Origin of the sequence: Aneurinibacillus sp. REN35, assembly GCF_041379945.2 — a bacterium.
In the GTDB taxonomy this organism is placed as follows: Bacteria; Bacillota; Bacilli; order Aneurinibacillales; family Aneurinibacillaceae; genus Aneurinibacillus.
Genome location: NZ_JBFTXJ020000001.1, coordinates 372,194 through 391,383 on the forward strand (window position 1 = coordinate 372,194; position 19,190 = coordinate 391,383).

Sequence of the window (19,190 nt, forward strand, 5' to 3'; positions counted from 1 at the left end):
AAGGGGATGAACAAAATGGCAGGAAAAAGACCGATTATCGGTATTACGATGGGCGACGGTGCAGGTGTTGGGCCTGAGATCATTATGAAAGCACTTATGCAGGAAGATGTCTATACGATCTGCCGTCCATTCGTTATTGGAGATGTAAAGATACTGGAGCGTGCTGCAAAGATCGTCGGAAATTCAGCGCAAATCCGCCAGATTGCTTCTCCGGATGAGGCTGCGTTTGCTTATGGAACGGTAGAGTGTATTGACCTGGATTTGCTGCCGGCTGATTTGCCTATTGGACAAATCTCGGCAGCGGCAGGCAATGCGGCTTTCCGATACTTAGAAAAAGCCATCCAGCTTGCAAGCGAAGATAAAATCGATGCGATTTGCACTGCGCCGCTAAATAAGGAAGCACTGCATAAGGCGGGGCATGTATATCCGGGCCATACGGAAATTCTGGCGGAGCTTACCGGCACATCGGACTATTCAATGATGCTGTCGGCTCCAAATCTAAAGGTGATTCATGTAACAACGCATATCGGGATTTTGGATGCTGTGAAAAAAATTAATCCATCTCGCGTTTATACAGTGATCAAGCTGGCGCACGACACACTGCAAAGAGCCGGCTACGAGCAGCCGCGTATCGCGGTGTGTGGCATCAATCCGCATGCTGGCGAAAACGGATTGTTCGGATACGGGGAAGAAGAGGAGAAAATTGTGCCTGCGGTGCAAAAAGCACAGGAAGAAGGCATTCTTGTATCCGGTCCTCTACCGGCGGATACGCTTTTTTTCCGCGCAACCCGCGGCGATTTTGATATCGTGGTTGCCATGTATCATGATCAGGGGCATGGACCCGTTAAGGTACTCGGGCTTGAAGCCGGCGTAAACATTACAGTCGGCCTGCCGATTATTCGTACAAGCGTGGATCATGGAACCGCATTTGATATTGCCGGTAAGGCAATCGCTGATGATTTAAGCCTGAGAGAGGCGATTCGCCAGGCGGTAGAACTGGCGCCGGAGCGAGTATAAGCAAAGGGATGGCACCGCTCTGCTGTTCCTTTGTTATCCATCAAAAAATAAAAGGGAGTGAGCGCATGGACAGACCTAAAATTGTCGTAACCAGAAAAATTCCGGAACCGGCATTGCGATTGCTTCGAGAATATGGGGACACGTATGTATGGGACTCGGAGGAGGAGGCGATTCCTGATGAGGTGCTTGCTCGTGAAATGAAAGAGGCAGCGGCAGTTTTTACAAATGTAAGTGACCGTATTGACCGTGCGCTTATTGAGAGCGCGCCTCATTTGAAAGTCATCAGTACGATGGCGGTTGGATTTGACAATATCGATGTAGGGGCAGCACAAGAACGGCGCATTCCTGTGGGCCATACGCCGGGAATTCTCACGGAGGCTACGGCTGATTTAACGTTTGCGCTTCTGATGGCTACGGCTCGCCGCATTGTGGAAGGTTCGGCCTATGTGCACAGCGGACAATGGCAGAGCTGGGGTCCGATGCTGTTGACCGGACAGGACATATTCGGTGCCACTCTTGGTATTATTGGCATGGGCCGTATCGGTGAGGGGGTAGCCCGCCGTGCGCGCGGTTTTGACATGAAAGTACTGTATCACAACCGGAGTCGAAGACCCAAAGCCGAAGAGGATCTGGGTGCTATGTATCGCGAGCTGGATGATTTGCTGCGTGAATCCGACTTTGTGGTGCTGCTGGCCCCAGGCTCGTCGCAAACCAGGCATATGCTCGGCGAGCGGGAATTTGCGCTCATGAAATCAAATGCCGTTTTTATTAATACATCACGGGGGACAAATGTCGATGAGAGCGCATTGTATCAGGCGCTGAAAAACAGAAAAATCTGGGCGGCGGGACTTGATGTCTTTGAGAGAGAACCCGTTGATCCCGCGCATCCGCTATTGACCCTGCCAAATGTGACCGTACTGCCTCATATCGGAAGTGCCAGCATCGCCACTAGGGAACATATGGCGATGACTGCTGCACAAAATATTATTGCGGGCCTGCAAGGAGACCCGCTTCCGTTTGAAGTTACGCTATAGAGAAGGAAAAAAGAGATGCTTTAGCCTTGTGAAGCTGACAAAAGGGCTGATCCTATAAGAGGGATCAGCCCTTTCGCAGTCTCCCGACATACTTCACCACTCTGCACTTGAAACGAGCACATTGTCAGGTTTGAGATGCTTATGGAGATTGATAAAATATAGGTATGGCTTTAATGGGTAGGGTAAAAGTATAAAGTATCCTCAGAATTGGTTTTATAACGAACGTATCATATAAAGAAAGAAGATGAAAAGATGTCCAAAGAATTTTCTAACCATACTAACATGAAGCAGCCATGTGACATTACTTTCTCCATCCTTGATCTTGCGCCGATTGTAGAAGGAGGGACCGCCGCAGATGCACTGCGCAATACGCTGGATCTGGCACAGCATGCCGAAGCATGGGGCTATACCCGCTACTGGCTCGCTGAACATCACAATATGCAAGGGATCGCCAGCTCTGCTACCTCGGTTGTCATCGGGCATGTGGCAGCAGGTACGTCCAGCATCCGTGTAGGCTCGGGCGGCATCATGCTTCCAAATCACGCGCCGCTGGTAATCGCGGAGCAGTTCGGGACGCTTGAATCGCTGTTTCCTGGACGGATTGACCTGGGACTGGGCCGCGCACCAGGCACCGATCAGATTACGGCCCATGCCCTGCGGCGGGATCGAAGAAGCGATGGGCATGATTTTCCTGAGCAGCTAGCTGAGCTGCGCGCTTATTTTGATCCGTCGCTTGCGGAGGGAGGAAGCCGTGTGCGTGCGGTTCCTGGTGAAGGGCTCCATGTGCCGATCTGGCTATTGGGCTCCAGCGGCTTCAGCGCCCGCCTGGCCGGACAGCTTGGCCTGCCTTTTGCCTTTGCCAGCCATTTTTCGCCGGAGAATACGCTGCCTGCCCTTGAATTATATCGGAATTCTTTTGAGGCGTCAGACGTACTTGAGGAGCCGTATGCAATGGTTGGGGTGAATATCATTGCCGCCGATCGTGATGATACGGCTCAGTGGCTGGCCACCTCCATGCAGCAGCAATTCCTGAATCTGATGCGCAACCATCCCGGGAAGCTGCAGCCACCGGTGGAAAGCATCCATGAAATGAGCAGCGAGTATGAGAGAGTAGTCCTCCATAGACAACTGAGCACATCCATTATCGGTGGGCCGCAAACTGTCAGAGAGAAGCTGTCCGCGTTCATACAGGAAACCCAGGCCGATGAAATCATGGTGAATGCCCAGATTTACGATCATCAGGCCCGGCTGCGTTCATTCGAGATCGTCGCAGAAATTGTTAAAGAAAAAAGTCGAGCATAATAAAGGAGCCTGCGTTCTCTTCCAGCTTCTATCGAACAAGCCGTCCGTATGTATTGGACGGCTTGTTTATATTCCACGAGTAGAGGCGGTATCCATACTCACACATGATGAAAAGAGTAAGTTTCAATTTACATTTTGTCGCAATATTGCTACGATTTTAGTGTGATTACTATATTTTCATGCAGGGAGGTCCGCATGTCTTTCGATTCGTTCGTACCTACATTGACGTATGCCCAGAAGCTGGATCAGCATGATGAGCTGTCCTGCTTTCGGCAGGAGTTTTACCTGCTTTCCGATACGATTTATATGGATGGGAATTCACTGGGGCTTCTTTCGCAGCGGGCGGAACAGGCGCTACTTGCTTCATTGCACGATTGGAAGACGTATGGCATCGACGGATGGAGCTATGGAAATCAGCCGTGGTTTTACATGTCTGAAAAACTCGGTGAGATGAGCGCGCCCTTAGTAGGGGCAAAGCCGGAAGAAGTCATCGTCACAGGCTCGACCACGGTGAATCTGCATCAGCTTGTGGCGACCTTTTATCAGCCGCAGGGAACACGCACGAAAATTTTAGCGGATACGCTGACGTTTCCCACCGATATTTATGCGCTGCAAAGCCAGCTCCGCCTGCATGGCTATGAACCGGATACACACCTTATTCAGGTGGAGAGCCGCGATGGCCGCTTTCTTGCAGAAGAAGACATTATCGCAGCGATGACAGAAGACATTGCCTTGGCGATCCTGCCCACGGTGCTGTATCGCAGCGGGCAAATTCTCGATATGGAGCGGCTGACAAGAGCGGCACATGGCCGTGGAATTTTAATTGGATTTGACGGATGCCATTCGGTAGGAGCCATTCCTCACGCTTTCAGCGAATGGGGAGTGGATTTTGCATACTGGTGCAATTATAAGCACCTCAACGGCGGCCCTGGCAGTATTGGGGGCCTGTATGTCAATGAAAAGCATTTTGGACGGCATCCGGGTCTGGCCGGATGGTTCGGCGCAAAAAAAGAAAAGCAGTTTGATCTGGAGCATACATTGACACCGGCGGAGACGGCCGGTGCCTATCAAATTGGCACGCCGCATATATTGAGCTTGGCTCCTTTGCTTGGCTCTTTGGAGATGTTTGCAGAGGCTGGCATGGAGAACATCCGCCGCAAGTCGCTTCAGATGACCGCATACTTGATGGATCTGATAGCATCTGAACTTCCCAATATGGGCTTTGCCATTGGCAATCCGGTAGAGGAGCGGCGTCGGGGCGGTCATATCAGTCTAGAGCATGAAGAAGCGGCACGCATCTGCAAAGCGCTGAAGAAAAACGGGGTCATTCCTGATTTCCGTGCGCCAAATATTATTCGTCTTGCGCCGATTGCGCTGTACACCTCGTATACGGATATTTGGAAAACGGTGCAAATACTGAAAAAAATTATGGAAGAGAAGCAGTATATGCGGTTTGAAAATAAGCGTGATGTCATTGCCTAGGCACATGCATTCCTGAATGGATTTTTGGACGACAAACTAAGAAGAGGAGGGATCGCATGCATGACGAAAAAGAGCAAAAGGTGCATACGGACTTTGCAAAAGAAATGTCCTATAGCGATTATCTGCAGCTTGACACGCTGCTAGAAAGTCAGCAGCGCATCTCGGAGCATCATGATGAGATGCTGTTTATTGTGATTCACCAGGCAAGCGAGCTGTGGATGAAGCTGATCTTGCATGAGCTGTCCGCCGCCATTCACTGCATTCGCAGAGGGGAATTGGAAGCGCCCTGCAAAATGCTGGCTCGCATCTCCAAAATCCAGCAGCAGCTGATTCAGTCCTGGAGTGTCTTATCGACGTTAACTCCTTCCGAGTATATGGAGTTCAGAGATAAGCTAGGACACTCTTCTGGTTTTCAGTCGTATCAAAATCGCTTGATCGAGTTTGCGCTGGGACAGAAAAACGCCCATACACTCGCTGTATTCAAGCATGATCCCAAGCTGTATGCGCGCATGCAGCAGGCGCTGCAGGAGCCGAGCATTTACGATGCAACGATTGAAGCGCTCGCAGCCCGGGGCCTGCCGATTGATCCGGAATGCCTGAAAAGGGATCGCTCGGAGCCTTATCAGGCCAATGCCAGCGTAGAGGCGGCATGGTTAACGGTCTATCGTCATGTAGATCAATACTGGGACTTATACGAGCTGGCCGAAAAGCTGGTGGATATCGGAAGCGGGCAGCAGCTCTGGCGCTATAACCATATGAGCACGGTCGAGCGGATCATCGGCCACAAGCAGGGCACGGGCGGCTCTTCGGGAGTGGCCTACTTAAAACAGGCCCTTCAGTATCATTTTTTTCCTGAACTGTGGAGTCTGCGCACGAAGTTGTAGCCAGACGAAAGAAAAAGCGGGGAGGAAGGTGTCTGCATGACTAGATGGATTGATATTTCACAGCGTCTCGATGATCAGGTGGCCATGTGGCCGGGAGATACGCCGTTCTCCTACCAATTGAACTGGAAAAAGCAGGACAGCGGCTCGGTCAATGTAGGTCAGATTACGATGAGTACCCACGCGGGTACACATATTGACGCCCCTTTTCATTTTGATGAGGAGGGGAAGCGGGTGTTGGAATTGGATCTTGATCTGTATATCGGCCGGGCGCGGGTTATCCATCTGCCGAACACGAGACAGATGGGGATACGGGAGATGCGTGGCATGGATATAGCAGGTGTGGAGCGGCTGTTGATTTATACGGGGGCCTGGCGCAATCGTCAGGTGTTTCCGGAGACGATTCCTCATGTAGAAGCGGAGGCAGCCGACTATCTTGCGGAAAAGGGTGTGCGTTTGCTTGGGGTGGATCTGCCCTCTGTTGATCAGCTGGACAGCAAAACATTGCCTGCGCATCATGCGCTTGCACGTCACGGCATTCATATTCTGGAGGGGATTGTGCTGGACGGCATAGCGCCGGGAGACTATGAATTGGCCGCGCTGCCGCTGCCGCTCGCAGAAGCGGACGGAAGCCCGGTGCGGGCTGCGCTGCGCAAGATTTCTGAAGAGTAACTCTATGATACAGACAAATGATAGCCTACATGATATCATAGCTCTATTCATAGAGGGAGGTAAGAGATTCGTGCACGTACATACTCGTTTTGATGATCGGGTCTGCCTTGTTACCGGTGCAGGCAGCCGCCAGGGAATTGGTTTTTCTACCGCAGAGATTATCGGTAGATTGGGAGGGAAAATCGCCATTGTTGCTACAACGGAACGCATCAATGAGCGGGTAAATGAACTGAAAGAAAGCGGCGTGGATGCGCGCGGATACGTAGCTGACCTGATGGATCGGGATCAGGTGCGTACCTTGGTGCGCTCGGTGCTGAACGACTTTGGAAGGATCGATATTCTCGTTAACAATGCGGGCATGGCGCAGGTAGGCTCTCCTGAGAAGTTCATTTCCTTTGCCGAGCTTGCAGATGAAGATTGGGATGAATCAATTTCCCGCAATCTGACCACATGCTTCAATGTAACGCGTGCGCTGCTGCCGCAGATGATACGCAATGAATACGGCAGAATTATTAATGTGTCTTCTGTTACAGGTCCGCTGGTAAGCAATCCGGGGGAATCGGCTTACAGCGCGGCAAAAGCCGCAATGGTAGGTATGAGCAAAGGAATTGCCATCGAGGTTGCCAAGCATAACATTACGGTAAACAATGTAGCGCCGGGCTGGATTGCTACAGGTTCACAGACAGAGCACGAAGCGGCGGCGGGCCTAAATACTCCGATTGGCCGTAATGGCCGCCCGGAGGAGGTTGGTCATATGATCGCATTCTTGGCTTCCGAGCATGCTTCCTATATTACCGGACAATTGTTTGTGGTCGATGGCGGCAATATATTACAGGATTACAAAGGGCCGAAAGAGCATTATTACTAGATCCCAATATGAAAGCAAAAAAGACGCTATTCTCATTTCAAGAATAGCGTCTTTTTTCGTGCTCGACTTCGTATGAACCTGCTACCTTAATTAGTGGTGCCGCTTTTTGTGGTGACGGCAATGGCAAGAGGGATTCCCGCAAAACTCGTTCTTTACTTTGTAGCAATAGGAATGCTGATACACAGGGACACAGTGATGCCGGTTAATAATTTCGATCGGTTGAATGACAGGAACCGTTTGCGGATGATAGAAGTCTCTGTATACTCTCTTAGGGTCCTGAACGATCGGTTTAGCCGGCGGGCAGTGTGGACGGGAACAGCGACTCATTATGAATCAACTCCTTTCCCGATACTATATGTATATACCCACCATATTGTATGGATTGTAGCCTATCTGTGTGCAAAAAAAAATGAGGAGGACGATCAGGTTGACCAGTAGCTGATCTGAGAAATTAAGCATAATGATCTCCATACCGGATGTGGGAACGTTGTTAAACGAGATCACTCTAGTAGAATACTCCTGTAACGCCTATATGGTTTCAAATAAAGGTAGGTCTTACTAATTAAATTAGTTATAATATTCATAATTTTTAAATATATATACTGTCTTTATGTTATATTAATTTTGTCGACAATCAACAAACAACAATCAACCATTGTACATAAAGAATGGGGGAGTGTGGAAGGAGCGGTAGCGTCTATGAATCAAAAAGTCATGATTAATAATGCCCTGTCAGCCCTGATCAAAGAGAGCATTATCGAAGACATTGTAAAAGGCAAGATTCGCCCTGGTGAAAAGTTAATTGAAGCCAGGTATGCCGAGCAATTCGGTACAAGCCGTGCTCCTGTGCGTGAGGCTTTTTATCTCCTCACACTTGAAGGTGTAGTCGAAAAAATTCCACGCAGAGGCACGATTGTTAAAACATATACAAAGCAGGAAATCGTAGATATTATCGAGATTCGGAACTTCGTGGAAGATTTAGCGGTGCGCAGAATCCAGCATGCCAGAAAGCGCCACTGCATTGAGGAAATGCAGCGCATCATTGAACAGATGGAGGAGCAGCGCAGCAATAATAAAGCGTATGTTCAACTGAATGCTCAATTCCACCAGCAGCTCATTGTCGCCACGGAGAGCGATATCATTCGTGATATGTATGCGGGGATCAGCACACGGCTGTTGTCTTTGCAAATGGTATCCTTTGTTGAAAACAAGGACATCGCCCAATCCCTTGCTGAACACAGACAAATCGTAGCGTTAATGAAGGAAGAGAGGTGGGATGAAGTAAGGAAAACATTATCCGCTCATAATGAGACAATACGCCCACGTGTGGAGCGATTTATCGCGGCGGACCTTCAGCAGCTAGAAGAGAACGGTTGAATGGAATAATCATATAGAAAGAGAAGGAGATTGTATGAGAATCATAATTAACCGCACGTCCGATGGCAAAATTACATTGCAGGAAACGTCACATATTGCGATCGTGACCATAAAGCGTCCGCATGCGTATAACGCGCTGACTGCGAATATGTGGAAAGATCTGAAGCAGATTGCATGCGAAATTAGGGAGCGCAAGAAGACAAGAGTAGTGATCCTGCGCGGAGGTCCCGGTCAGTTTACCGCAGGTGCCGATATTAAAGAGTTCACGGCAATGTCCCATAAGGAAGCAAATGAAGTGTTTGGTTTAATGGAAGAAGCGATTACTGCATTTGAGAATTTGCCAATGCCTGTGATTTGTGCTGTGGACGGTCCGGCTCTAGGTGCGGGCTTTGTGCTTGCGCTAGCCTGTGATATGCGTATCGGTACAGAAAACACCAAGCTTGGCATTCCGGTAGGACGTTTGGGAATTACGCTCGGCCCTTCATTTGTAAGAAGAATCATTCGGATGATCGGCCAGAGCCGGACAAAGGAATTGGTATATACCAATCGGTTGTACGATTACAAAGAAGCAGTTCAGCTTGGGTTGCTAAATAAAGTTGTAAAGCAAGAGGATATGGAGACGTATATGCTTGATTTGGCACAACGAATTGCCGAGCAATCACCTAAATCGCTGCAGGCAGTCAAACAAGCAGCTCGCTTGTGTGAATGGAAAAACGATATTCCGTGGATGTATGCCGATCCTGTAGATTTTGCAGAGGGCTGCCTAGCATTTGCTGAGAAGCGTTCTCCACAGTTTACATAGGTTCGTCGCAAAAAATGTAAGCGCTTAATACTATGAGGAGGCTATATGCTATGAAAAGCAGGAAACTATTTTCCGTTGTTGCGGTTACTCTTTCTTGTGCGCTTCTAGCTGCTTGCGGTCTTGCGAATAAGTCATCCACATCAACGACGGCAGCTTCCGGTAAAAGTGAGTCCTCATCGACTGTAACGCTAAAGCTATCCCATCAATTTCCGAAAGCCGAGCGAGATAAAGGGGACTTTCGCGGGCAGTTGGCTGTCCGATTTGCAGAAGAGATAGAAAAGCGGACAAACGGGTCGATCAAAGTGGAAGTATATCCGTCTTCAGCGTTAGTCAAGCCAAAAGAACAGTGGGATGCGATGCAGCAGGGTGCGCTTGATATGTCTATTTTCCCGCTGGATTATGCGTCCGGCAAAGTGCCGCAGTTCGACATTTCCTTAATGCCCGCACTCGTTCATAACCATGAGCAGGCGAAAGCTTGGCAAACAAGTGAAGTCGGTCAAAAGTTGGAAGAGATCAGCGAAAAGAATGGTGTGAAAATTTTGACATGGGTATGGAATGCCGGAGGGATCGGCAGCAAAGGCGAGCCCATTGTAAAACCGGCTGATCTAAAAAAGGGAATGAAGATGAGAGCGGCCGGCAAACGGGTGGAAGCGATGCTTCAGACGGCAGGTGCAGGCATTACCTCCATGCCGTCCTCTGAAATCTATTCAGCGTTTCAAACCGGCATTCTAGATGCAGCGGTAACGTCCGCTTCTTCTTTTGCCTCATATAAATTGCAGGAGCAGATTAAATCATACGTCTCTCCTAGCGAGAATACGTTCTGGTTTATGTTTGAGCCGTTGGTGATCAGCACCCGTACATTTGAGAAGCTAACACCCGAGCAGCAGACCGCGGTAGTCGAGGTGGGAAAATCCCTGCAATCCTTTGCGTACGAGGCGTCTAAAGCTGATGATGATGCGGTAGATAAAGCCTTTGCTGAGGCGGGAGTGAAAGTTGTACAAATGGACGATGCTTCGTTTACTGAATGGAAGCAGCTCTCCGAACATGTATGGAAGCAATTTGCTAAAGATGTGGAAGGCGGTCAAGAACTCATTGAGCTGGCTCAAAAAGTAAAATAAGCCAATAAGGGGCTGATCGATATGGATGAAGAAATGCTAAAGAAAAGGCCGGGGGTAATCCGCTTCATTGACATGCTAAGCGAATGGAGCGGATATCTCAGCGGGGGAGCGGTTCTGATTTCTACGTTAATTATTGTCCATGAAGTCGTTATGCGTTACTTTTTTGCTCAGCCGGCCATTTGGCAAATTGAAATCAGCATGTATTTGCTTTTGTTTACTTCTTTTGTCGGTGCCTCGTATGGATTAAAGCATGATGCTCATGTAGGGATTGACCTTCTCGTTAGCAAATTAGCGCCTCGCGCCCAGAAAAAGATGCGTATGTTTACATCGCTGCTCTGCATAGGGCTAACCATTCTAATCGGTTGGCGTGCAGGTGTACTGTGGTTGGAAGCGTATGAAAATGGCTGGCGCGCCGAATCGCTTATTTCTACACCGCTCAGTATTCCGTATATCGCTCTCCCGCTGGGCATGCTTCTGATGACGCTTCAGTTCATTGTTCTGCTGTATGAAGATTGGAGTTGGTTGAAAGCGCATACATCATCGCGTACTAATGAAACGGCGGAAGTGCAAAGCATGCGGAAAGAGAAGATGAAAACGAGCTGAGAAGGAGGGAATGTATGAGTTCGCTTGCGATTGGGGCAGGAATCGGATTTTTTGCGCTGCTGGTAATGGTGTCAGGGATGCCGATTGCGTTTGCGCTGGGCATTACCGCGGTTGCTTCCATGCTGTTGTTTTTAGAGATGGATCAGGTCAATATGTTAGCCAATTTCCTATACAGTTCACTCGATGATTTCGCTGTTCTCTCCATTCCGTTATTCATCTTTATGGGGGCGGTCTTTTCTGGTTCAAAAGCCAGCACCGATTTGTTTGAGGCCGTGCAGCGCTGGCTGGGTTGGCTTCCGGGCGGTATGGCCATCAGCAGCATTGCCGCATCCGCCATCTTTGCCGCCATATCAGGTTCAAGTCCAGCCACGGCAGCAGCAATTGGTGGGGCCGCCATTCCAGAAATGAAGAGACGAGGCTACTCCAATTCCATTGCCGCAGGTGCGATTGTGGCAGGGGGAACGCTCGGTATTTTGATTCCGCCCAGCGTTACATTGATCCTCTACGGCGTAGCGGTAGAGCAGTCCGTCGGAAAGCTGTTTATTGGCGGCATCATTCCCGGTCTGCTGATGACACTGCTTTACTGCTTGTGGGTAGTGATTGCCGTTCGGATGGAAAAGAAGAACATTCAGGTTTCTTCCGACCAATACGTGGCGGCAATTACACGCTACTCAGCAAAAGAGAGAATGGCCTCGCTTATTCAGTGCATCCCTTTCCTTATTTTAATTGGCGGTGTGCTAGGTTCCTTGTATCTTGGCATTGCAACGCCAAGTGAAGCGGCCGCGATTGGGGCATTGCTCGCCTTACTGATCGTTGTTATCCTGTATCGTTCGATGACATGGAAAAAGTTAATGGGCATTCTTCTCAGTTCGACGAAAGAAAGCACGATGATTCTATTGATTATGGCATTCTCAGCGCTCTTGGGGACAGTCATGGGATTTCTCTCGATTCCGCAGGAACTGGCATCCTTGGTTGTAGGTCTTGAATGGAATCGGTGGGTAATCTTCTTCGTCATTAATCTTTTTCTCTTACTTCTCGGTTGCTTTCTTCCGCCTGCGGCGATCATTTTGATGACGGCTCCCATTTTATATCCGATCATTGTAGGGCTCGGATTCGATCCGATCTGGTTTGGCATTATTATGACCATCAATATGGAAATGGGACTGATTACGCCGCCGGTTGGATTGAATTTGTTCGTCGTCAAAGGAATTGCGCCTGATATTCCGCTCAAAGATATTATTAAAGGCTCCCTTCCGTATGTGGGTGTGATTGCCGTCTGTATCGTTATTCTTGCCGTATTTCCAGACTTGGTAACCTGGCTGCCAAGTCAAATTATCGGGGAATAAGGAAAGCGGAAATAATGAGAGAAGGAGAGATAGTTCATGGAAAAGAAAAAAGCATTGGAAGGCATTCGCGTATTGGATTTGACGAGGGTGCTGGCAGGACCGTATGCTTCGATGGTGTTGGGCGACTTAGGTGCAGAAATCATTAAAATCGAAACGCCGGATGGTGGAGACGATGCACGCGGTTTCGGACCGTTTTTAAATGGAGAGAGCGTATATTTTATCAGCATTAACCGCAACAAAAAAAGCATTGCTCTGAATTTGAAGAAGGAAGAGGGAAAAGATGTCTTTCGGAAAATGGTAAAGGAAGCGGATGTTGTGCTGGAGAATTACCGCCCAGGCACGATGGAGAAGCTGGGACTCGGCTATGAAGCGCTGAAAGAAATAAACCCGCGCATCATCTATGCTTCTAGCTCAGGCTTCGGGCATACAGGTCCCTTCAGCAGCAAGGCCGCATATGATCTCATCGTACAGGGAATGGGAGGAATTATGAGTCTGACCAGTCTGCAGGAAGGAGGGCCGCCTACACGGGTCGGCGCATCGGTAGGTGACATTACAGCGGGACTGTTCACGGTGATTGGCATTCTGTCTGCGCTGCAGCATAGGAATCGTACAGGTGAAGGAGAAAAAGTGGATGTTGCCATGCTGGATTGTCAGGTTGCCATTTTGGAGAATGCGATCGCCAGATATGCCGTAACAGGTACTTCGCCAAAGGCGACAGGAAATCGCCACCCGTCCATTACGCCGTTTGCCGTCTTTAAAGCGCAGGATGATTATATTGTCGTCGCCGCAGGCAATGACCAGCTATGGCGGAAATGGTGTACGGTAGTCGGGCGTGCTGAGCTGGCGGAGGATTCCCGCTTTGCGACCAATATGCTGCGCACCGATCATTGGACGGAGCTGGAGCCGATTATGCAAGAGGTGATCGAGCAGCGAACGGTAGACGAATGGCTTGGGATATTTGAAGCGGCGGGTATTCCGTCAAGCTGCATCAATGATGTAGAGAAGGTCGTCCAACATCCGCAGGTGCTGGCCCGGGAGATGATTGTTCATCAGGAGCATCCAACCGCTGGCCGCATCATGATGCCGGGCATTCCGATTAAACTCTCTACAGCGCCCGGAAGCATCGACCTGCCTGCTCCTGGCTTAGGAGAGCATACGGAAACGGTTTTACAGGAGATATTGGGGTATACAGGCGAGGAGATTGAGCAACTACGAAGTGCAGGTGTGATATATAACGAAGTGCATAAGGTAGTAAAATAGAAGGGAAGGCCGTGCGATACATTTCGTACGGTCTTTTTTCATATAGAGTTTCAGAGTGTGAGAACGCTTCATTAAATACTGCGGGGAATTGTGCCGTATCGCCTCGATCATGTATTGCTTACTGGAGATGATGTAGAGACTGTCACCCGCTTTTTTATGGAAGTATTAGACTTTCACCAGAGCGAAAAAATTATGACCGTAGATGGAGAGATGATGCTTGCTAGCATCTGCTAGAAGAGCGGGTATCCCCATTCCGCTGGGGACACAGTTCGGCGCGATTATTGCAAGTGGGTTTGCTCCATTGATTTGTACGTTTTTATGGCACGAGCTTGGCAGCGTGTACGCTGTAAGTCCGGCGGCGGTGATTAACCTTCTTTTCTACGCTGCTGCTTCGAAGTGAGGCGACATCAGTCCTTGAAGAGTCGAATGTAGAAGAAGAGAGCAAAGAGGCAGTATCTGTGTAAAGCTGCACAAAATCAAGGGGCCAGGATTGCTTATGTGTCCTGGCCTTTATGCTGCTAGGAAGCAGTGGGATTAAGAGAGAGGAGCTGGCGAGACATGCAACTGCTTTACAAACGTGAAGTTAGATTTTTCAAATCCCATTTTTTCTTCGTAAAAGCGATGTGCGTCTTCTCTAAAAAAAGCAGAGGCCAGAGCAATCGTATCGCATCCCTGCTCTTCTCCCCACGATGCGAGGAAGTGAAGCATCTTCTCTCCGTATCCTTTCGAGCGCTTGTCTGCTTTCGTTACCAGCTCATGCACCCAAATATGTTTGCCATAGTACATGTTATGTAAAACAGCAATGCCTGCCAGTGTAACGATTTCGTCCTGCTCATACAGTGCAAACAAGCGGTATCCTTCTTCTTTCATTTGCCTCATAATCGTGATAAATTCGTCCTCCTGAAGCTCTGTGCGCAGGTCGCGCATTACGGGATAGGCAATGCGCCACTCATCTTCTGAAAAAAATTCTGTAACCATCCTCTTCCTCCTGTGAACATTGCGAATTTTATTGCTTTTTTAGTGTAGCAGAGAAGAGGGATGGCAACCATACGTATAGTTGATAATTTAAGCATAGGTTTATTTGTAAAAAATCTTTCTTTGTTTGCGCTCCTAAAGATAAGATTGACTTGAAGAGGGTAGGAAAAAGTATATCCTTAAAATAAGGAGGTGGAGGAATGGGAAGAGAGATTGGATTCGATGAAGAAAATGTAATCCTAAAATTGAATGGAGCCACCGGCTTCTTCGCTTTGAAATTCGAATTGCTACTGCCCTATCATACAATTAAAAGCGTACATGTGGATTATTTTGACGCTCCTCTATGGATGCTTCGGATGCCGGGAACCTCGGTTCCTCCGCTCAGTATATTTGAAGGAAGCTTCAAATATAAGGATGAGTGGTATTTCCTTTCCTACGAACACAGAGTTCCGCTTGTCATTATAGAATTAGAAGGACATGAAAAGTATACGTATGTCATTTTTGAGATGGATGATCCTATTGCGGTTACCGCGAGTATCCGAAGGCATAGTAACAAGAAGTAAGCACGAAAAAACAAGGCAGATTTCTACGCTGGTAGAAGTCTGCCTTGTATGTTTTTCTAATCGATAGCATCAACAGCCATGCTGGTAAGTGTAATTGGTCCCGCAACGTTAACCGTACCGCAGCACTTCGCCTGTTAGCTGGTACACGATAAATCTGCTCGATGCGGCTGCGTTGAAGTCAATGGTGCTGAAGGATACTGTATAGAAGGCTTCTGCAGGAGCCCCTCCTGTCTGATTGCTCGGTTCAGAAGCTTTGTAATCCAGGATAATTTCTGGCATTGCTTTTCACTCCTTTCTTGAAAATCAGTGTACTTACGTTGTGCCAACTGCCAGGCCGCTAAAAGTAACCGGTCCAATAACCTGAGCAATCGTGAAAACTGCAGGGGCATTATTGGCGATGATGGCTTGGACGACTAATTTATACACATGAAAACCAGAGGGAACGTTCTCATCAACTGTACTAAAGGTAACGTTATACTCTGTCGGCGAGGCAGGTGCTCTCTGTACACCTTCTAACGTGTTGAAAATTTCTACACCATCCCGATAGATACGGAAAATGACTCCGTTGTTAAAAAGAGAACCTACCGCAGCGCTGATGCTTACATCCGCTGACAAATACACCCGGTTGTTTGTTGTTGCTGGAGAGACCTGCGGAATAAATAATCCTAAATCAGCAACTTGGAGTTGGCTTGGTATTTGAGGAATGGGGACAGGGGCGGTTCCACCGAAGGAATTGCTTGGTACGCTGGCTTTATAATCCAATACAATGACAGACAATGGCTCTGACCTCCTTTTTATTGTTAATATGATTGATTATGAGAATGTATAGAAAATGTGAATAAAATGATAGAAAAAGAGGCAGCTCGCTTGAAGATTTTAAGAAGGAGAAGTTATAGTGAGGAAGAATAGGAAGCTTAGAGTTTTATGAGAGATAAGAGGAGGGATTTATTTGGTTATTTCCAAAGGTGGCTGTTCTGTATATCCGATTATGGTACCGGCAAAATATAATTTGCGGACCTTTAATTTTTATATAATAGAAGAGGCGGGTGCTTTATCACTGATTGATGCAGGAATCGATACAGATGACTGTTGGGCATCTCTTAATCAAACGCTGCGTGAAAACGGTTTTAAATTGGGGGACATCAATCAAGTCATTCTTACGCATAATCATGAGGATCATGTCGGACTTTTGAATCGTATTTCTTCTGTAAAGAATATTCCTATCTATGCCCACAAAGAATCCATTCATCGCTTGAAAAGAGACCCTGCCTTTTTTGCGATGCGCGTTGAATTTTTTGCGCAGCTCTATCGGGAAATGGGATGTGAAGCGGCTGGCGAGCAGCAGGTTGAAAAGCTGAGAGAAGCTGTACAAACAAACGAGAGAAGAAAAATCCAGGCGGACATCTTGCCGCTGGTTAATTCGGATAGAATTGCAGGGATGGAGGTTATTGAGACGCCCGGACATTCGCCAGACCATATGGTGCTGCTGCATGAAGAAAGAAAATGGTTGTTTTCTGGTGACCATCTGCTTGGACATATCTCAAGTAATGCGCTTGTAGAACCTGATCAAGAGGGACAGCGTATAGCGACATTGGTGCAGTATGTACGTTCGCTTAAAAAATGCATGGCTCTTGACGCAGAGACATTATATCCTGGACATGGTCGATTGATTCATAATCATCGAGAATTGATTGAGAGCAGATTGCACCGCATTAATGAAAAGGCGGAAAGAATTCGGCAGATGATCCAAAATGGTATGGCAACAGCAGCCCAGCTTGCCTATTCGTATTACAAGGACAAATATAACAGTCAATTTTCGCTGGTTATGTCAGAGATTATTGGACACTTGGATTATTTGGAATCACTACATAAGATTAAGAAAGAACGCAAAAACGGTGTATGGCATTACCAAGTAATAGCCGTATAATACCGCAGCGTAGTGCTTACTATAGAGAGAATGGTGAATGGTATCATCATTCATTGCTCTTTTTTTATGCATAGCAGGTTGATGCAGCTATAAGGTGTCAGATTCATCATATAGTTTGACAAGAAAATGACAAAAGTTATAAATCGAAAGGCATAAAATCATTTCTTAATTTTGTTTTTTGTGTAATAGTATAGAGAGAAAAAACGTTTTTAAAACTGTGAGTACGTTACCAAAGGGAAGTGAGCAGTATGCAAAAACATGATGATACACTTATCGAAACATTAGAGAGTATTAAATATGTTCTTGATCAAACATCCATCTTAGCCATTACTGACGAAAAAGGCATCATTACGCATGTTAATGATAAGTTCTGCGAGATTTCTCAATACAGTAGAGAAGAGTTAGTAGGAAATACGCACCGGGTTATTAATTCCAAACATCATGATCGTGCTTTTTTTAAGGGGATGTGGGACACCATACGAAGTGGAAACACATGGGAAGGATGTATTCAAAATCGAGCAAAAGATGGTTCGATCTATTGGGTCGACACGATTATTGTTCCCTTTCCAGAAGGCTCCCCCAATCCGACCCGCTACGTTTCAATTCGCCGGGACATTACGAAGCAGAAGGCGGCGGAAGAACAAATCTATGAACTTGCCTATTATGATCCACTAACCCATCTCAGAAATCGACGAGGGTTCCATGAATATATGGAAAGTGAAGTTGAGAAAGCCAAAGGTGCGCAGAAGATATTTGCGACAATCTTTATTGATCTTGATCGCTTTAAGCAGGTTAATGACACGCTCGGCCATAAGGTTGGAGATGGCTTATTAGAAGCCATTGCTTATCGCATGAAGGAATCTCTTGATTCGGCGCATACCACATTGTTTCGGATCGGCGGAGATGAATTTACCGTCGTATGGTCTCATATGAAGGATAGAGAGGAAGTCAAAGCCGCGGCGGCTCAGATTTTGCATATATTTGAAGAATCGTTTGAAATCAACGGCTATCAAATCTGCATCACACCGAGTCTTGGTGTCTCTATTTATCCTGAACACGGTGAAGATCCGGAGAGCTTGCTTCGTCGGGCTGATACCGCTATGTATTGTGCCAAGGAGAGCGGAGAGAATCATTACGAGATTTACACGGAAGAGATGGAGAATGATTTTATTCATCGACGCACGCTTGAACAAGAACTGCGAAGCGCTTTACGCTTAAATAAACTTGAGTTGTATTATCAGCCAAAAATTAATATACAGAGCAAAAAAATGGTAGGGGTAGAAGCGCTGCTGCGGTGGAATCACCCGGAATGGGGATTCATTCCACCTGATAAATTTATTCCGATTGCGGAGAATTCCGGTCTCATTATTCCGCTTGGTGAATGGGTCATACGTACAGCATGCAAGCAGAACAAAGCGTGGCAGAATAAGGGCTATGCTCCTTTTATTATGTCTGTAAACTTATCGACACTGCAATTTAAACAGCAGAATCTTGTTGAAGTTGTTGCAGATACACTGCGGGAAGCTGAGTTAGATGCTACCTGGCTTGAAATTGAAATCACAGAAAGCGTACTAATCGATTATGGAAGTGAAGTTATTGATAAGCTGAATCAGCTTAAAAAAATGGGTGTGCATATTTCGATTGATGATTTTGGCACAGGTTATTCATCGTTTAATCATATTAAGAATCTTCCTATCGACATTGTAAAAATTGACCGTTCTTTCGTACGCGAGCTCCCTAACTCGAATGATGAAGCGATTGTAAAGGCCATTATCTCCATGGCACAAGCGCTGAATCTCAAAGTGTTGGCTGAAGGAATCGAAACGGAAAACCAGTGGCATTTTCTAAATGAGGAAGGCTGCCAGGAAGGACAGGGCTATTTATTCAGCAAACCCCTTCCTTCTGATGACGTGGAAAAATTGCTGCATGTAGATTTCCTGCCTGTGTAGATAAAAGAGCATAT

Annotated in this window: 22 protein-coding genes; 18 read left to right on the forward strand and 4 right to left on the reverse strand. The window is 47.4% G+C overall.

What is annotated here, in order from left to right:
* Positions 1-15: 15 nt before the first annotated feature.
* The 7 genes from pdxA (at position 16) to AB3351_RS01840 (ending at position 7,256) form a co-directional block, all read left to right on the forward strand.
* Positions 16-1,017, forward strand: coding sequence for a 4-hydroxythreonine-4-phosphate dehydrogenase PdxA (gene pdxA, locus AB3351_RS01810; RefSeq protein ID WP_371145402.1), 1,002 nt, complete (start codon positions 16-18; stop codon positions 1,015-1,017).
* A 65-nt stretch (positions 1,018-1,082) separates the two neighbouring features.
* Positions 1,083-2,051, forward strand: a complete 969-nt coding sequence (locus AB3351_RS01815; protein WP_371145403.1) for a 2-hydroxyacid dehydrogenase — start codon at positions 1,083-1,085, stop codon at positions 2,049-2,051.
* A 252-nt stretch (positions 2,052-2,303) separates the two neighbouring features.
* Positions 2,304-3,353 (forward strand): LLM class flavin-dependent oxidoreductase, encoded by a 1,050-nt coding sequence (locus AB3351_RS01820; RefSeq protein WP_371145404.1) that lies wholly within the window; start codon positions 2,304-2,306, stop codon positions 3,351-3,353.
* 195 nt (positions 3,354-3,548) lie between these two features.
* Positions 3,549-4,835 carry a kynureninase gene (kynU, locus tag AB3351_RS01825; protein WP_371145405.1) on the forward strand — a complete coding sequence of 429 codons (1,287 nt, stop codon included), beginning with the start codon at positions 3,549-3,551 and terminating at the stop codon, positions 4,833-4,835.
* Between the two features lie 56 nt (positions 4,836-4,891).
* Positions 4,892-5,719, forward strand: a complete 828-nt coding sequence (kynA, locus tag AB3351_RS01830) for a tryptophan 2,3-dioxygenase (protein WP_371145406.1) — start codon at positions 4,892-4,894, stop codon at positions 5,717-5,719.
* A 36-nt stretch (positions 5,720-5,755) separates the two neighbouring features.
* Positions 5,756-6,388, forward strand: a complete 633-nt coding sequence (kynB, locus tag AB3351_RS01835) for an arylformamidase (protein WP_371145407.1) — start codon at positions 5,756-5,758, stop codon at positions 6,386-6,388.
* A 70-nt stretch (positions 6,389-6,458) separates the two neighbouring features.
* Positions 6,459-7,256 (forward strand): SDR family NAD(P)-dependent oxidoreductase, encoded by a 798-nt coding sequence (locus AB3351_RS01840; protein ID WP_371145408.1) that lies wholly within the window; start codon positions 6,459-6,461, stop codon positions 7,254-7,256.
* A gap of 90 nt (positions 7,257-7,346) precedes the next feature.
* On the opposite strand, the gene AB3351_RS01845 is transcribed toward AB3351_RS01840, so the two are convergent.
* On the reverse strand, positions 7,347-7,583 hold the full coding sequence (locus AB3351_RS01845; protein WP_371145409.1) for a hypothetical protein: 237 nt from the start codon (positions 7,581-7,583) through the stop codon (positions 7,347-7,349).
* Positions 7,584-7,955: 372 nt separating this feature from the next.
* Here AB3351_RS01845 and AB3351_RS01850 point away from each other — a divergent pair, with 372 nt between their 5' ends.
* The 8 genes from AB3351_RS01850 (at position 7,956) to AB3351_RS01885 (ending at position 14,162) form a co-directional block, all read left to right on the forward strand.
* Positions 7,956-8,633, forward strand: coding sequence for a GntR family transcriptional regulator (locus tag AB3351_RS01850; RefSeq protein WP_371145410.1), 678 nt, complete (start codon positions 7,956-7,958; stop codon positions 8,631-8,633).
* Positions 8,634-8,667: 34 nt separating this feature from the next.
* Entirely contained in the window at positions 8,668-9,435 is a 768-nt protein-coding gene (locus tag AB3351_RS01855; RefSeq protein ID WP_371145411.1) for an enoyl-CoA hydratase/isomerase family protein, read from the forward strand.
* A 50-nt stretch (positions 9,436-9,485) separates the two neighbouring features.
* On the forward strand, positions 9,486-10,553 hold the full coding sequence (dctP, locus tag AB3351_RS01860) for a TRAP transporter substrate-binding protein DctP (RefSeq protein ID WP_371145412.1): 1,068 nt from the start codon (positions 9,486-9,488) through the stop codon (positions 10,551-10,553).
* A 21-nt stretch (positions 10,554-10,574) separates the two neighbouring features.
* Complete coding sequence (locus AB3351_RS01865; RefSeq protein WP_371145413.1) at positions 10,575-11,156, forward strand: TRAP transporter small permease; 582 nt, start codon at positions 10,575-10,577, stop codon at positions 11,154-11,156.
* Between the two features lie 14 nt (positions 11,157-11,170).
* Entirely contained in the window at positions 11,171-12,502 is a 1,332-nt protein-coding gene (locus AB3351_RS01870; RefSeq protein ID WP_371145414.1) for a TRAP transporter large permease, read from the forward strand.
* 36 nt (positions 12,503-12,538) lie between these two features.
* Positions 12,539-13,762 (forward strand): CaiB/BaiF CoA transferase family protein, encoded by a 1,224-nt coding sequence (locus AB3351_RS01875; RefSeq protein ID WP_371145415.1) that lies wholly within the window; start codon positions 12,539-12,541, stop codon positions 13,760-13,762.
* A 90-nt stretch (positions 13,763-13,852) separates the two neighbouring features.
* A complete protein-coding gene (locus tag AB3351_RS01880; protein WP_370639186.1) occupies positions 13,853-13,996 on the forward strand; it encodes a VOC family protein in 144 nt (47 codons plus the stop codon).
* Positions 13,980-14,162 carry a hypothetical protein gene (locus AB3351_RS01885; RefSeq protein WP_371145416.1) on the forward strand — a complete coding sequence of 61 codons (183 nt, stop codon included), beginning with the start codon at positions 13,980-13,982 and terminating at the stop codon, positions 14,160-14,162. Before AB3351_RS01880 ends, AB3351_RS01885 begins: the two co-directional genes overlap by 17 nt.
* Positions 14,163-14,296: 134 nt before the next feature.
* Here AB3351_RS01885 and AB3351_RS01890 read toward each other — a convergent pair whose 3' ends face one another.
* Positions 14,297-14,740, reverse strand: coding sequence for a GNAT family N-acetyltransferase (locus tag AB3351_RS01890; RefSeq protein ID WP_371145417.1), 444 nt, complete (start codon positions 14,738-14,740; stop codon positions 14,297-14,299).
* A gap of 197 nt (positions 14,741-14,937) precedes the next feature.
* On the opposite strand from AB3351_RS01890, the gene AB3351_RS01895 reads away from it, so the two are divergent.
* Entirely contained in the window at positions 14,938-15,300 is a 363-nt protein-coding gene (locus AB3351_RS01895; RefSeq protein ID WP_371145418.1) for a hypothetical protein, read from the forward strand.
* A 108-nt stretch (positions 15,301-15,408) separates the two neighbouring features.
* On the opposite strand, the gene AB3351_RS01900 is transcribed toward AB3351_RS01895, so the two are convergent.
* Both AB3351_RS01900 and AB3351_RS01905 read right to left on the reverse strand, forming a co-directional pair.
* Entirely contained in the window at positions 15,409-15,579 is a 171-nt protein-coding gene (locus tag AB3351_RS01900; RefSeq protein ID WP_371145419.1) for a hypothetical protein, read from the reverse strand.
* Between the two features lie 33 nt (positions 15,580-15,612).
* Positions 15,613-16,077, reverse strand: coding sequence for an exosporium protein C (locus tag AB3351_RS01905; protein ID WP_371145420.1), 465 nt, complete (start codon positions 16,075-16,077; stop codon positions 15,613-15,615).
* A gap of 172 nt (positions 16,078-16,249) precedes the next feature.
* Between AB3351_RS01905 and AB3351_RS01910 the strand changes: the two genes are divergently transcribed.
* Positions 16,250-17,227: an MBL fold metallo-hydrolase gene (locus AB3351_RS01910; RefSeq protein WP_371145421.1), complete on the forward strand. Its 978-nt coding sequence runs from the start codon at positions 16,250-16,252 to the stop codon at positions 17,225-17,227.
* 248 nt (positions 17,228-17,475) lie between these two features.
* The gene (locus AB3351_RS01915) at positions 17,476-19,176 is read left to right on the forward strand and encodes a sensor domain-containing protein (RefSeq protein WP_371145422.1); all 1,701 of its coding nucleotides are present in this window, start codon (positions 17,476-17,478) and stop codon (positions 19,174-19,176) included.
* The last annotated feature ends 14 nt before the right edge of the window (positions 19,177-19,190 follow it).